Below are 13,140 nucleotides of genomic sequence, written 5' to 3'. Positions count from 1 at the left end.
CTGCACAGTCGCTCCGGTCGGCCGCGGCAGGACCCGGTCAGGGGCCGGCCCCGCACAACGGCGTGCGGGGCCGGCCCCTTCCGTGTGCCCTCACCCGTTCGGCCCAGTCGGCCGTATGGCCGGGGCGGCCGCGGGTACCCGGGAGTCCTCCCGGTGAAGGAGGGTGATGAGGGCATGGCTGGAGACGGTGACTTCTACAAGCACGACCGTCCCGACAACCCGGACCTGGCCGAGGACCGCCCGCGCGGCGGCGGCCCCGAGGAGCCGCAGGGGCGCGGCAACTGGCCGGTCTGGATGGTCGTCCTGGCGATCCTCGTGCTGTTCGTGCTCTTCGTCGTGATCTTCGGCTGACGGTGGGTCTTTGGTTGACGCGAACGCGTCACGTGGCTGCGGTGCCGGGGGCGCCGTACCGCTGGGACGCGCGCCGGCGCGCGGTCTACAGCGCGCGCTGGAGCAGGAGGGTGTCGAGCCGGCGGCCGTGCTTGTACCCCACCCCGGTGAGCCGGCCCGCCTCGGTGAACCCGAGGCGGCGGTGCAGCGCGGCCGACGCCTCACCGCCCGGCTCGGCGACGACCGCGATCATGCGCTGCGCCCCGGCGTGCGCGCACCCGTCGATCAGCGCGCCCAGCAGGGCGGCGCCGAGCCCGCGACCGGTGGCGTCCGGGGCGAGGTACACGGTGTCCTCGACCGTGTGCCGGTACGCCGGCTTGGGGCGGTACGGACCGGCGTACGCGAAGCCGAGGACGCGGCCCGCCTCTTCGGCGACCAGGAACGGCAGCCCGCGGGCGGCCAGTTCGGCGCGCTTGGCCTCCCAGTCCTCCAGGGATCGGGGCGTCTCGTCGAAGGTGGCGACGGTGTGCAGGGCGTAGTGCCCGTAGACGGCGGCGACCGCGGGGAGATCGGCGGGGCGCACGGGCCGGACGGCGGCGCCGGGAACGGCCGCGTCTTCTCTCTCGCCTGACACGTCTTCTCTCTCCCGCCGGGGTGCGGACACGGCATCGTGTGGCCTGCGGCCCGTGGTCCAGGGGCCGCGACGGCAGGCGAAGTGTAGGGCACCCGGTCCGCGCGTCGCTGCGGGTGCGCGCGGACCGGGGCCGTCGGTGGAGCCCTCGGCGGGGGCTACTGGGCGGCGCCACTCAGTTCCTGGGCGTTCCCCCGGGGCTCCCGCCCGTGCGGCTCGCCCGGCGCCGTCGCCTGCGCGGCGGCGTGCGCGTCCATCCGCTCGGCGGCCAGGATGGCCGCCGCCGTGTCCGCCCGGGAGGCGGCGACGACCAGGGCGCGGCCCGCGAGCGCGTGCGCCCGCCGGTGCAGCGGACCCGGATCGGTGACCGCTGCCACCGAGGCGCGGACCGGGGCGCGGCCGCCGCGCAGCCGGGTCACCTGGGCGGCGAGCCGTTCGGCCGCCGCGTCCAGCCCGGCCTCCGGGGCCAGGGTGCGCAGCTCGTCCGTGACGGCGAGCAGGGCCGCGAGATGGCCGGCGAGCTGGATGTCCAGCTCCTCCTCGCGGGAGCGGTGGGGGAAGTCGGAGGTGGTGCCGGCCATCGTGCTGTGGACCGACTTGCCGCGGATCGGTTCGTACATGGGACGGCCTCCTGTGCTCTGACAGAAAGCATCCTACATTAGAACCCGTCTAAAGTTGAGTCGGGTCGCGGAACCGGACCGTAGGCGCACCGAGCGTGAGCGTCAGACCTGGCTGTAGCCGTCCAGGAAGGTGCCGATCCGGGTCACCGCGTCGCGCAGGTCGCCGGCCGTGGGCAGGGTGACGACGCGGAAGTGGTCGGGTTCGGGCCAGTTGAAGCCCGTACCGTGCACGACCATGATCTTCTCGCGGCGCAGCAGGTCGAGGACCATCCGCCGGTCGTCCTTGATCTTGAAGACCTCGGGGTCCAGGCGCGGGAAGAGGTACAGCGCCCCCTTGGGCCGTACGCAGGTCACGCCCGGGATCTGTGTGAGCAGTTCGTGGGCGGTGTCCATCTGCTCCTTGAGCCGGCCGCCGGGCAGGACCAGGTCGTTGATGGTCTGCCGCCCGCTGAGGGCCGCGACCACGCCGTGCTGCCCCGGCATGTTCGCGCACAGGCGCATGTTCGCCAGGATGGTCAGGCCCTCGATGTAGGAGTCGGCGTGGGCGCGCGGGCCGGAGACCGCCATCCAGCCGACCCGGTAGCCCGCCACCCGGTACGCCTTGGACATGCCGTTGAAGGTGAGGGTCAGCAGGTCCGGGGCGACGGAGGCCGTCGGGGTGTGGGTGGCGCCGTCGTAGAGGATCTTGTCGTAGATCTCGTCGGAGCAGACCAGCAGGTTGTGCCGGCGGGCGATGTCGGTCAGTCCCTTGAGCACGGCCGGGTCGTAGACCGCCCCGGTCGGGTTGTTCGGGTTGATGATCACGATCGCCTTGGTGCGGTCGGTGACCTTGCGCTCCACGTCGGCGAGGTCGGGCATCCAGTCGGACTGCTCGTCGCAGCGGTAGTGCACGGCGGTGCCGCCGGACAGCGAGACGGCGGCGGTCCACAGCGGGTAGTCCGGCGCCGGGACGAGGACCTCGTCGCCGTCGTCGAGCAGGGCCTGCATGGCCATCACGATCAGCTCGGAGACGCCGTTGCCGATGAAGACGTGCTCGACGTCGGTCTCGATGCCGAGCGTCTGGTTGTGCATGACGACCGCGCGGCGGGCGGCCAGCAGGCCCTTCGCGTCGCCGTAGCCGTGGGCCGTGGAGACGTTGCGGAGGATGTCCTCCAGGATCTCCGGCGGGCATTCGAAGCCGAACGCGGCCGGGTTGCCGGTGTTCAGCTTCAGGATGCGGTGACCGGCCGCCTCCAGCCGCATCGCCTCCTCGAGCACCGGCCCCCGGATCTCGTAACAGACGTTGGCGAGCTTGGTCGACTGGATCACCTGCATGTATGGGAGCTTACGGCCGGGTAACGCCCGGTGGCTCGTGTTTTCCGCCACTTGAGACACGCGTCGGGGCCGCGGCCGCGGATTCCGGCCGAGGGATGACCCCATGACGGCGGGACGGGTCCTTGTCGGGGCCCGCGCGCCGCCATCACAATGCGCATGACAAGACAGGCGGCCGGAAGATCTCCGGTCGCTCATGTCCGCAGAGGGGACCCCCACATGAACAAGCCTCTCCTGGCCGCGCTCGCGACCCTGGTGATCACCGGGGCGGGTGTGGCACCCGCGGCGGCGGCGCAGACCACGAGCGCCGCGCCCGCCTCCGCGAAGGCGGCCCAGAGCAGCGCGCAGGCGACGCCCGGCCACGCGCAGACGGCGCCCGCCGCCAAGGCCGTCGACTTCGCCGGCACCGTGGCGCTGAGCAACTGCTCCGGCTCCGTCATCCGCTTCCCCGCCTCCGCGGACAGCGACCCGGCGCTCGTGCTCAGCAACGGCCACTGCCTGGAGACCGGCTTCCCGGCGCCCGGCGAGGTCATCGTCGGCCAGGCCTCCAGCCGCTCCTTCGGGCTGCTGAACTCGGCGGGCTCCCAGGTGGCGACGCTGCGCGCGAGCAAGGTCGTCTACTCGACGATGACCGACACCGACGTCACGATCTACCAGCTCACCCGCACCTACGCGCAGATAAAGAGCTCCTACGGCATCAGCCCGCTCACCGTCAGCGACGCCCACCCGGTCGCCGGCACCGCCATCAAGGTCGTCTCCGGCTACTGGAAGCGCACCTACAGCTGCGCCATCGACGGCTTCGTCTACCGCCTCAAGGAGGGCGGCTGGACCTGGAAGGACTCCGTCCGCTACACCTCCGCCTGCAACACCATCGGCGGCACCTCCGGCTCGCCCGTCATCGACACCGCCACCGGCAAGGTGGTCGCCGTCAACAACACCGGCAACGAGGACGGCGAGCGCTGCACCGAGAACAACCCCTGCGAGGTCGACCAGAGCGGCAACGTCACCGTCCGCCAGGGCATCAACTACGCCGAGGAGACCTACCAGATCCCGGCCTGCTTCACGACCGGCAACCGGCTGGACCTGAACGCCGCCGGCTGCGTCCTGCCCAAGCCGTAGCCCCCCGGGGCGGGCGGTCACGCCTGGGTGCGGCGGACCGCCCGCCCCGCCAGGACGTCCGTGCGCCGCCCGTCCTCGATCACGAACCGGCCGTCGATCAGGACGTGGGGGATCCCCGTCGGCAGCGCGCGCGGCTCCTCGAAGGTCGACCCGGCCGCCACCGTGGCCGGGTCGAACAGCACCAGGTCGGCGCGGTGGCCCTCCCGGACGACGCCCCGGTCCGCCAGCCGCAGCCGGGCCGCCGGGCGCGAGGTGAGGTGCGCGACGCACTCCTCCAGGGACAGCACCCCCAGCTCCCGTACGTACCGGCCGAGGTACTGCGGGAAGGTGCCGTAGGCACGCGGGTGCGGCTTGGTGCCCTGGAGGATGCCGTCGGAACCGCCGGTGTGCACCCGGTGGCGCATGATCGCCCGCACGTTCTCCTCGTGGCCGACGTGCTGGAGGATCGTGGTGCCGAGCCCGTCCTCCACCAGGAGGCGGCGGGCGACGCTCCAGCAGCTCTCGCCGCGCCGGGCCGCCGACTGGGCCACCGTGAGCCCGACGTGCCCGGCGAGCGCGGGGTCGCTCACCCCGGAGATCTCGATCGTCTCCCACTCCACCGGCACCCCGTGGCAGCCGTCCGAGCCGGTGACCTCCAGGTGGTGGCGGATCCGCTCGGCGGTCGCCTCGTCGGCGAGCCGGCCGAGGATCCTCTCCGGGCCGCCCTCGCTCGCCCAGCTCGGCAGCAGCGCGACCAGGGTGGTGCAGCCCGGCGTGTAGGGGTAGGTGTCGAGGGAGATGTCGGCGCCCGCCGCGAGCGCGTCGTCGAGCAGCGCCAGCAGTTCGGGCGCCCGGCCCTTGTTCGGGCCGAAGTTCATGGTGGCGTGCGCCAGGTGCAGCGGGCAGCCGGCCGCCCGGGTCAGGGCCACCATCTCCGCGTACGCCTCCAGCGCGCCCGCGCCGTAACTGCGGTGGTGCGGGCAGTAGTAGCCGCCGTGGCGCGCCACCACCCGGCACAGTTCGGTCAGTTCGGCGTCCTCGGCGTACATGCCGGGCGTGTAGGTGAGCCCGGAGGACATGCCGACCGCGCCCTGCTCCAGGCCCTCGGCGACCAGCTGCCGCATCCGGTCCAGCTCCCGCGCGGTGGCCGGGCGGTCCTCCCAGCCGACCGCCAGGGCGCGCACGGTGCCCTGCGGGATCAGATAGGCCGCGTTGACGGCGATGCCCCGGCCGTCGAAGCCGTGGTCGAGCCGGTCCAGGTACTCGCCCACCGAGCGCCAGGAGAAGTCGATGTCGTCGCCGTGGCCGTTCCACCCGGTGATCGCCCGGCGGACCTCGGCGAGCGTCCGGTCGTCGACCGGGGCGTACGAGAGGCCGTCCTGCCCGATCACCTCCAGGGTGACGCCCTGGGCGGCCTTCGCGCTGTGGTCGGGATCGCGCAGCAGGGCCAGGTCGCTGTGGGCGTGCATGTCGATGAAGCCGGGGCAGAGGACCAGCCCCTCGGCGTCCAGCTCGCGCCGGGCGCGGGGCCGTGCGCAGCCGGCCGCCGCGGCCTCCTTGACGATCGACACGATCCGGCCGCCCCTGATCGCCACGTCGGCGCGGTAGGAGGGTGCGCCGGTGCCGTCCACGACGTCCGCGTCCCGGATGACGAGGTCGGTGAGGTCGGCGAGTTCGACCGGATCCATGGGTGACTGCCTTTCCTGACTCCTCGGAGTCCTGCCTCTAGAAGAACGTACGGATGTAGTCGACGACCGTGCCGTCCGCCTCGGCCACCGGGATCAGCTGCCACTTGTCGAAGGACGTGCACGGGTGGGACAGGCCCAGGCCGATCCAGTCGCCGACCGCGAGGTCCGCCTCCGGGTCCGTGCCCAGCCAGGTGTGCTGGTCGGACAGGCCGGTCACGGTGATGCCGGCCGCCGGGCGCTCGGTGCCCCCGCGCCGGACCACCTGGGCGAGCGGCAGGTCCAGGTCGTAGGCCGCGTCCCGCTTGCCCGCGTTGGCGAAGGCCTGCCCGCCGTCGGGCCGGGAGACGACCTGCGCCCACAGGCGGAAGGCGGGCTCCAGGGCGCCCTCCTGCGGCACCCGGTTGAACGGCGTGATCTCGCGGTAGTGGCCGTCGTCGTGCGAGACGTAGGCGCCCGAGCGCAGCAGCTTCAGCACCGGCCGGGACAGCCCGGGGATCTCCGCGAACACCTCGGCGACCGCGTCGAACCAGGCGCTGCCGCCCGCGCTCACCACGATCTCCTCCGCCCCCGCGAAGCGGCCCGCCCCGTCGAACTCCACGGCGAGGCCGACGAGCCGGCGCAGCCACGCCCGCACCCGCTCGGGGTCGGCGCGCGGCACCTCGCCCTCGTACCCGGCGACCCCGGCCAGGCGCAGGGTGTCCGTGGCGGCGACCGCGTCGGCGACCGCCGCGCACTCCGCCTCGGTACGCGCCCCGGTGCGCGCGCCCTCGCCCGCGCCCAGCTCGACCACCACGTCGAGCGGACGCCCGGCGCCGGCCTCGCGCAGCACCGCGTCCATCAGCTCCACCCCGCGCACGGAGTCGACGTAGCAGACGAGGCGGAAGGAGGGGTCGGCGGCGAGTTCGGCGGCACTCCAGCGCAGCGCGGCCGGGTCCACCAGCTCGTTGGCCAGGAAGATCCGCCGGAACCCGAAGGCGCGGGCCACCCGCACCTGGTGCGGCACGGCCAGGGTGATGCCCCACGCGCCGTGCTCGAGCTGCCGCTGGAAGAGCCGCGGCGCCATGGACGTCTTGCCGTGCGGGGCGAAGGCGAGGCCGTGCCGGGCCGCGTAGGTCTCCATCAGCTTCAGGTTGTGCTCCAGGCGCTCGGCGGACAGCGCGAGCACGGGCGTGGTGAAGCCGCCGGTGAACAGGTTGCGGCGCTCGGCCGTCAGCTCGCCGACGGTCAGGCCGTCCGCGTCCGGCGGGAGCCCCTTGAACCGGTGGTCGACCCGTTCCTCGGCCAGGCGTGCGAGCGCCTCGGTGTCCATGGACCCTCCTGATCTGGTGCGTTGCAAAATATGCAACGTGCATTGCACGGACCGCTTAATGCTGTCTAACATCTCGGCCACGCGAGGTCAACGAAACGCCCCGCACCCCCGCACCCCCGCACCGAGGAGCTACGAGCATCGTGACCGGCACCGGACCCCGCAATGGCACCGACGACGTGGACGTCGTCGCGCTCGGCGAGTCCATGGTCACCTTCCTGCCCTCCCGCCCCGGCCGCCTCGCCGACGTCCCCTCCTTCACCCGCGCCATCGGCGGCGCCGAGTCCAACGTGGTCTGCATGCTCGCCGCCGCCGGACACTCCGCCCGCTGGGTGAGCCGGGTCGGCGCCGACGGCTTCGGGGACCACCTGGTCGAGACGATCGGCGCGTACGGCGTCGACGTGACCTTTGTGGCACGCGACCCCGACCGCCCCACCGGGATCTACTTCCGCACCGCGGGCGACCGGGCCACCGACGCCCACGAGGTGGCCTACTACCGGGCCGGCTCGGCGGCCTCCGCGATGGCCGCCGGCACCGTGGAGGCGGCGGCCCTGCGCGCCTGCCGGATCCTGCACCTGTCCGGCATCACGGCCGCCCTGTCCGCCGACTGCCTCGGCCTGCTGCGCGAGCTGACCGCCCCCCGCCCCGGCCGCCCCCTGGTCTCCTTCGACGTCAACTTCCGGCCCGGCCTGTGGCGGGACGCCGAGGGACCGCGCGTGCTGCTGGACCTGGCCCGCGGCGCCGACCTCGTCTTCGTCGGCGAGGACGAGGCCGAGGCCGCCTGGGGCGCCACCGGCGGCCCCGGCGCCATCCGCTCCCTGCTGCCCGAACCGGCGGTCCTCGTCGTCAAACAGGGTGCCGAAGGGGCCACCGTCTTCCACCCCGGCGGCAGCACCTCCGTCCCCGCCCTGCGCGTGGACGTCGTCGCGCCCGTCGGCGCCGGGGACGCCTTCGCCGCCGGATTCCTCTCCGCCACCCTGCGCGGCCTGCCCGTACGCGACCGCCTCCGGCACGGCCACCTCATGGCCGCCGCCGCCCTCACCGTCCCCGGCGACCTCGCGGTCCCCGCCGCCCGCGACCACGCGGACCGGCTGGCCGCCCTGGACGAGGCCGCGTGGGGGAGACTTCGACTCGGCCCCGGCTGGACACGCACCGCTGAAGGGGCCGAGAAGGAGGTACGTACGCCATGAGCCAGACCGTCGACCGCGCACTGAGCATCCTGCCGCTGCTCGCCGAGGGCCCCGCCGACCTGGGACAGGTCGCCGACCGCCTCGGCGTCCACAAGTCCACCGCGCTCAGGCTGCTGCGCACCCTGCACGAACACGGTCTGGTCTACCGCCAGTCCGACCAGCGCTACCGGCTCGGCGCGCGCCTGTTCTCCCTCGCGCAGGAGGCGATGGAGAACCTCGACATCCGCGAGATCGCCCACCCCCACCTGCTGCGCCTCAACGAGACCTGCGGCCACACCGTGCACCTCGCCGTCTACGAGGAGAACGAGGTGCTGTACATCGACAAGGTCGACAGCCGCTACCCGGTGCGCATGTACTCGCGGATCGGCAAGCCCGTCGCGATCACCGTCGCCGCGGTGGCCAAACTGCTGCTGGCCGACCTGCCCGAGCCCGAACGGCGCGCCATCGCCGACAAGCTCGACTACCCCCTGTACACGGCCCGTTCGACCCCCAGCGCCACCGCCTTCCTGAAGGAGCTGGCGACGGTGCGCGAACAGGGCTGGGCCACCGACCTCGGCGGCCACGAGGAGTCCATCAACTGCGTCGCCGCCCCCATCCGGGGCGCCGACGGCCGGGTGGTCGCCGCGATGTCGGTCTCCGCGCCGAACGTCGTCGTCACCGCCGACGAACTCCTCACCCTGCTCCCGCTGGTGCGCCGTACCGCGGACGCCATCAGCGGCGAGTACTCCGGGAGAACCCCCGTACCCACCCCCGCAACCACACCGGACAGGGACACCGCATGACCGAGAAGACCGCGCTCACCCCGAAGACCCACACCGTGCCGCCCGCCAAGTTCTCCCACGGGGTGAAGAAGGGCAACATCCTCCAGGTCGCCGGCCAGGTCGGCTTCCTGCCCCACGAGGAGGGCAAGGCCCCCACGCCCGCCGGCCCCACCCTGCGCGAGCAGACCCTGCAGACCCTCGCCAACGTCAAGGCGATCCTCGAAGAGGGCGGCGCGAGCTGGGACGACGTGATGATGATCCGCGTCTACCTCACCGACGTGGACCACTTCGCCGAGATGAACGAGATCTACAACGCCTACTTCGAGGAGCAGGGCCTCACCCAGCCGCCCGCCGCCCGCACCACGGTCTACGTCGGTCTGCCCGCGGGACTCCTCATCGAGATCGACGCGCTCGCCGTCCTCGGCTGACGCCTCCCCCCCTCGCACCACCGCACGTCCCCGCCCGGCGCGGCGCCCGTCCCTTCGGGTGCCGCGCCGCGCTCCTCCCTGCCCGAAAGCTGTATGTACTTACGCAGAGGACCCCCGTATGTCCCACCCGCTCGCCGCGGCAGCCCCGCAGACACCCCCGCACACCGGCGGCCTGCTCCTCCTCGTCGACGGCACCACCGGCCTGCTGCTGGTGGCCGGGATCGGCATCGCGCTGCTGCTGTTCCTGATCATCAAGGCGCGGCTCCAGCCGTTCGTCGCGCTGCTGGCCGTCTCCATAGCCGTCGGCCTGCTGGCCGGCCTGTCGGTCACCGAACTCTTCGGCACCGTCCAGCGCTCGGACGCCGTCTCCACCATCGAGTCCGGGATGGGCGGCATCCTCGGCCACGTCGCCGTCATCATCGGCCTGGGCACCATGCTCGGCGCGATCCTGGAGGTCAGCGGCGGAGCGGAAGTCCTCGCCTCGCGCCTGCTGGGACTCTTCGGCGAGCGACGCGCCCCCCTCGCCATGGGCCTGACCGGCCTGATCTTCGGCATCCCCGTCTTCTTCGACGTCGGCATCTTCGTCCTCGCGCCGCTCGTCTACGCCGCCGCCAAGCGGGGCGGCAAGTCGGTCGTCCTGTACTGCATGCCGCTGCTGGCGGGCCTGTCCATGACCCACGCCTTCCTGCCGCCGCACCCCGGCCCGGTGGCCGCCGCCGGACTGCTGCACGTGCAGCTCGGCTGGATCATCCTCATGGGCGTCGTCTGCGGCATCCCGGCGGTGCTGGCCGCCTGGGCGTACTCGGCGTGGATCGGCAAGCGCGTCTTGGTCGAGGTGCCGCAGGACATGGTCGAGGCGGCCGAGGAGGCCAAGCGGGCCGTCCTGGCCGAGCAGCGGGCCTCCGGGGTGGAGCCGCGGGAGACGCCGGTGCCGCTCGGCGCTGTCCTCGGCATCATCGGCACCCCGCTGGTCCTGATCGTCGCGGCCACCTTCTCCTCCATCGCCCTCGCACCGTCCACCGGACGGTCGGTGATCGAGTTCTTCGGCCACCCGTTCGTGGCGCTCACCATCGCCCTGGTGCTGGCCTACTACCTGCTGGGCATCCGCCGCGGCTGGTCGCGCAAGTCGCTGGAGACCGTCTCGACCGCCTCGCTGAAGCCGGTCGGCAACATCCTGCTGGTCGTCGGCGCGGGCGGGGTCTTCGGTGCCGTCCTCAAGGCCAGCGGGGTCGCCCAGGCCCTCTCGGACACCTTCAACGGCGTGGGCCTGCCGGTGATCGTGCTGGCGTACCTGATCTCGGTGGTGCTGCGGGTCGCGCAGGGCTCGGCGACGGTGGCCATCGTGACCACGGCGGGCATCGTCGCCCCGCTGCTGTCCGAGGGGCACCACTCCCAGGCCTTCGTGGCGCTGGTCATCATGGCGATCTCCGCCGGCTCGATCTTCGCCTCGCACGTCAACGACGGCGGCTTCTGGATGGTGGCGAAGTACTTCGGCATCAGCGAACGGGACACGCTGAAGACCTGGACGGTCCTGGAGAGCGTGCTGTCGCTCGCGGGCTTCGCGGTGGCGGCGGTGGTGAGCCTGTTCGTGTGAGCGGCGCCCGGGCGTCCGGTCGGTGCCCGGGGGCCCGGGCGGTGCCGGTGCGTCCTGGCGGTGCCTGTTCGGGTGAGCGGGCGCCGGACGGGCGTACGGCCGTCCGTGCCGCCGCGGACCGCGAGTTGTAGGGGTCTGATAACGAAGTAGGGGCTGGCTGTCCCCGGCACAGGATCGTCGACCATACTGCCCGCTGTGGAGCAGCGCATAGGTTCGAGCAGCCAGCCCCTGAAGAGCGAGCCCGTGAAGGGCGCCGGATTCGACCCGGCGTTCGTCCCCGGCCTCACCGCGCCCGCGCCCGCCCCGGGCGCGGCGGCGGAGGAGCCGGAGCGGACACCCGCGGCGGACGGGGCCGCCCCGAAGGCCGCGGCGCCGGTCGCGGACGCCGCCGGGGAGGAGTCCGCCGCCGAGGCCGGGGCCGACGAGAGGGCCGCCGAGGAGGAGGTCCCCGACGGGCCGGTCTTCGAGGCCGCCGACCGCCGCGCCCGGATCGTCGCCGACCACCGGGGCGTGCGCCTGGCCCTGGACGACCAGGAGTGCGAGTTCCGCTGGGACGAGATCGGAGCCGTGGAGACGGCGACCGCGCGCTTCGGCAAGCGGTTCACCGTCGTCGTCCACACCCCCGACCGCCGCTGGTACCCCATCGAGATCGAGGCCCCGGCCCGGTCCCGCTTCAGCGTGTGGGAGACGGAACTGGACGCCGTGCTCGACGCGTACTTCGAGGACGGCGAGGCGGAGAAGGCCGGGGCGGCCGACTCCGCGGACGACTCCGAGGCCGCCGCTCCGGCGGACGAGGACTGACGGCCGGCTGAGCGGCGGGCGGCCCCGGCAGACCGCCGGGGCCCGCCCGCAGCGCGGCCTCAGCCGAGCGTCAGCCACTTCGGGTCGGTGGCGATGCGCTCCAGCTGCTTCAGGGTGAGCGCCGGCGCCTCCCGGGTGGCCGGGGTGTTCTGCGTCCCGGCGTTGAAGGCGCTGATCACCACGCGGCGGCCGTCCGGACGGATCGTGTCCACGGTCCACATGACGATCCCGTCGATGCCCTTCTCCCCGGGCTGCCGGTGCACGGCGACCTTGGTGCCGTCGGGCAGGGTCCGGGCGTCCGGGCCGAACAACTGGTTCTCGACGTCGCGCATGTCGGGCTGCACGTTGATCTGGACCATGCTCCGGCCCCGGCCGTCGTCGACGACCACGTATCCGAAGCCCGGGTCCGCCGACCCCTTCGCGACGACCTTCAGGCCGTGCGGCACCATGCGGGCGAGCGTCGCCGAGACCGAGCCGGCGCGGGCGGGCGGTGCGGCGTTCGTCCGGGGATCGACGGGCACGGCAGCGGCCAGGGCGAGCCACTCGCGCGCGCTGACCAGCTTCTTCAACGCCTCACTGCCGAGCGGTGGTTCCTCACGGGTGACCGGCGCGTCCTTCTCCGCGGCGGCGTTCCACTCCTGCACGCCGACGTGCACGCCCTGGGGCGTGACGAGGTCGGCGGTCCACAGCTTGGTGCCACCGCGACGGTTCGGGTACTCGTACCCCTTGAGGATCACGAGCGAGGAGCCGTCGGCCTGCTTCGTGGCGGAGCAGGCGTCGTAGGCGATGAACACCGGGTCGGGGCACTGGGCGTCCTGGCGGGCCTCCTCGGTCCCGGGCTTCAGCCGGGTCAGCGAGACGGAGACGGCGGCCTTGCCCCGCCCGTCGTCGTAGACGACCTGGGCGTAGGGGGCCACGCTGTTCCCGGCGACCGGGGTGTCCGTGCCGCGCCCCTGCTCGCCGCTGAACCGGCCCGCGGGGAGCAGCTTCTTCAGGGTGCGGACGAAGTCGTCGGCGGACACGGAGGCGGCGGAGGTGTCCGTGTGGGTGCGGGCGGAGGGGTGGGTGGCCGCCGCCTCCCGCTGCCGCGGGCCGTCCCCGGGGCCGCCCGGCAGGAGCAGGGCGCCGCCGAGCCCGACGAGGGCGACCCCGGCGACCCCGCCCGCAACGGCGGCCCGGCGCCGTGACCTGAGCCGCCGCCCGCGTGTCTCGCCCCGCGCGACGAGCGACTCCCGGTCGGCCTCGAACCGTGCGCCCGTGTCCCGCAGGACGTCGGCGAGCTGCCCCTCGAAGGGGTCGTGATCGGGGACGGACATGGCGAACCACCGCTTCCTGCACCGTGATGGACGTGAAGTGACGTGACGTGATCTGACGTGGTGTGA

Annotated in this window: 13 protein-coding genes; 7 read left to right on the top strand and 6 right to left on the bottom strand. The window is 73.2% G+C overall.

The window, feature by feature from the left end; translation table 11 throughout:
• Positions 1-174: 174 nt before the first annotated feature.
• Entirely contained in the window at positions 175-351 is a 177-nt protein-coding gene (locus tag ABZ719_RS03235) for a membrane protein (RefSeq protein ID WP_037861344.1), read from the top strand.
• 85 nt (positions 352-436) lie between these two features.
• Here ABZ719_RS03235 and ABZ719_RS03230 read toward each other — a convergent pair whose 3' ends face one another.
• From ABZ719_RS03230 to ABZ719_RS03220, 3 genes are all read right to left on the bottom strand, one after another.
• On the bottom strand, positions 437-913 hold the full coding sequence (locus ABZ719_RS03230; protein ID WP_366723744.1) for an N-acetyltransferase family protein: 477 nt from the start codon (positions 911-913) through the stop codon (positions 437-439).
• A gap of 206 nt (positions 914-1,119) precedes the next feature.
• Positions 1,120-1,581 (bottom strand): hypothetical protein, encoded by a 462-nt coding sequence (locus ABZ719_RS03225; RefSeq protein ID WP_366723536.1) that lies wholly within the window; start codon positions 1,579-1,581, stop codon positions 1,120-1,122.
• A 102-nt stretch (positions 1,582-1,683) separates the two neighbouring features.
• A complete protein-coding gene (locus ABZ719_RS03220; protein WP_366723535.1) occupies positions 1,684-2,895 on the bottom strand; it encodes a pyridoxal phosphate-dependent aminotransferase in 1,212 nt (403 codons plus the stop codon).
• Between the two features lie 216 nt (positions 2,896-3,111).
• Between ABZ719_RS03220 and ABZ719_RS03215 the strand changes: the two genes are divergently transcribed.
• The gene (locus tag ABZ719_RS03215) at positions 3,112-4,011 is read left to right on the top strand and encodes a serine protease (protein ID WP_366723534.1); all 900 of its coding nucleotides are present in this window, start codon (positions 3,112-3,114) and stop codon (positions 4,009-4,011) included.
• A 17-nt stretch (positions 4,012-4,028) separates the two neighbouring features.
• On the opposite strand, the gene ABZ719_RS03210 is transcribed toward ABZ719_RS03215, so the two are convergent.
• Together ABZ719_RS03210 and ABZ719_RS03205 are read right to left on the bottom strand one after the other, a co-directional pair.
• Positions 4,029-5,678 (bottom strand): D-aminoacylase, encoded by a 1,650-nt coding sequence (locus tag ABZ719_RS03210; protein ID WP_366723533.1) that lies wholly within the window; start codon positions 5,676-5,678, stop codon positions 4,029-4,031.
• A gap of 37 nt (positions 5,679-5,715) precedes the next feature.
• Positions 5,716-6,987, bottom strand: coding sequence for an amino acid deaminase (locus ABZ719_RS03205; protein WP_366723532.1), 1,272 nt, complete (start codon positions 6,985-6,987; stop codon positions 5,716-5,718).
• A 140-nt stretch (positions 6,988-7,127) separates the two neighbouring features.
• Here ABZ719_RS03205 and ABZ719_RS03200 point away from each other — a divergent pair, with 140 nt between their 5' ends.
• The 5 genes from ABZ719_RS03200 (at position 7,128) to ABZ719_RS03180 (ending at position 11,758) form a co-directional block, all read left to right on the top strand.
• On the top strand, positions 7,128-8,174 hold the full coding sequence (locus ABZ719_RS03200) for a sugar kinase (protein ID WP_366723531.1): 1,047 nt from the start codon (positions 7,128-7,130) through the stop codon (positions 8,172-8,174).
• On the top strand, positions 8,171-8,956 hold the full coding sequence (locus ABZ719_RS03195; protein WP_366723530.1) for an IclR family transcriptional regulator: 786 nt from the start codon (positions 8,171-8,173) through the stop codon (positions 8,954-8,956). Before ABZ719_RS03200 ends, ABZ719_RS03195 begins: the two co-directional genes overlap by 4 nt.
• Entirely contained in the window at positions 8,953-9,363 is a 411-nt protein-coding gene (locus ABZ719_RS03190) for a RidA family protein (protein WP_366723529.1), read from the top strand. The genes ABZ719_RS03195 and ABZ719_RS03190 overlap by 4 nt, the downstream gene beginning before the upstream one ends.
• A 118-nt stretch (positions 9,364-9,481) precedes the next feature.
• On the top strand, positions 9,482-10,957 hold the full coding sequence (locus tag ABZ719_RS03185) for a gluconate:H+ symporter (RefSeq protein ID WP_366723528.1): 1,476 nt from the start codon (positions 9,482-9,484) through the stop codon (positions 10,955-10,957).
• A 195-nt stretch (positions 10,958-11,152) separates the two neighbouring features.
• Positions 11,153-11,758: a hypothetical protein gene (locus ABZ719_RS03180; RefSeq protein ID WP_366723527.1), complete on the top strand. Its 606-nt coding sequence runs from the start codon at positions 11,153-11,155 to the stop codon at positions 11,756-11,758.
• A gap of 59 nt (positions 11,759-11,817) precedes the next feature.
• Here the strand turns inward: ABZ719_RS03180 and ABZ719_RS03175 are convergent, their stop codons facing one another.
• Positions 11,818-13,074 carry a hypothetical protein gene (locus ABZ719_RS03175; protein WP_366723526.1) on the bottom strand — a complete coding sequence of 419 codons (1,257 nt, stop codon included), beginning with the start codon at positions 13,072-13,074 and terminating at the stop codon, positions 11,818-11,820.
• Positions 13,075-13,140 lie beyond the last annotated feature (66 nt).

Source organism: Streptomyces sp. NPDC006743 (assembly GCF_040703815.1).
Lineage (GTDB): Bacteria > Actinomycetota > Actinomycetes > Streptomycetales > Streptomycetaceae > Streptomyces.
Note: the sequence above shows the minus strand (reverse complement) of the source record. Positions and strands in the feature narration are given on the sequence as shown.

Coding starts and splice junctions, on each gene's coding strand:
- ABZ719_RS03215 (WP_366723534.1), top strand. CDS start 3,112: ATGAACAAGCCTCTCCTGGCCGCGCTCGCGACCCTGGTGATCACCGGG.
- ABZ719_RS03225 (WP_366723536.1), bottom strand. CDS start 1,581: ATGTACGAACCGATCCGCGGCAAGTCGGTCCACAGCACGATGGCCGGC.
- ABZ719_RS03185 (WP_366723528.1), top strand. CDS start 9,482: ATGTCCCACCCGCTCGCCGCGGCAGCCCCGCAGACACCCCCGCACACC.
- ABZ719_RS03175 (WP_366723526.1), bottom strand. CDS start 13,074: ATGTCCGTCCCCGATCACGACCCCTTCGAGGGGCAGCTCGCCGACGTC.
- ABZ719_RS03205 (WP_366723532.1), bottom strand. CDS start 6,987: ATGGACACCGAGGCGCTCGCACGCCTGGCCGAGGAACGGGTCGACCAC.
- ABZ719_RS03190 (WP_366723529.1), top strand. CDS start 8,953: ATGACCGAGAAGACCGCGCTCACCCCGAAGACCCACACCGTGCCGCCC.
- ABZ719_RS03235 (WP_037861344.1), top strand. CDS start 175: ATGGCTGGAGACGGTGACTTCTACAAGCACGACCGTCCCGACAACCCG.
- ABZ719_RS03195 (WP_366723530.1), top strand. CDS start 8,171: ATGAGCCAGACCGTCGACCGCGCACTGAGCATCCTGCCGCTGCTCGCC.
- ABZ719_RS03210 (WP_366723533.1), bottom strand. CDS start 5,678: ATGGATCCGGTCGAACTCGCCGACCTCACCGACCTCGTCATCCGGGAC.
- ABZ719_RS03220 (WP_366723535.1), bottom strand. CDS start 2,895: ATGCAGGTGATCCAGTCGACCAAGCTCGCCAACGTCTGTTACGAGATC.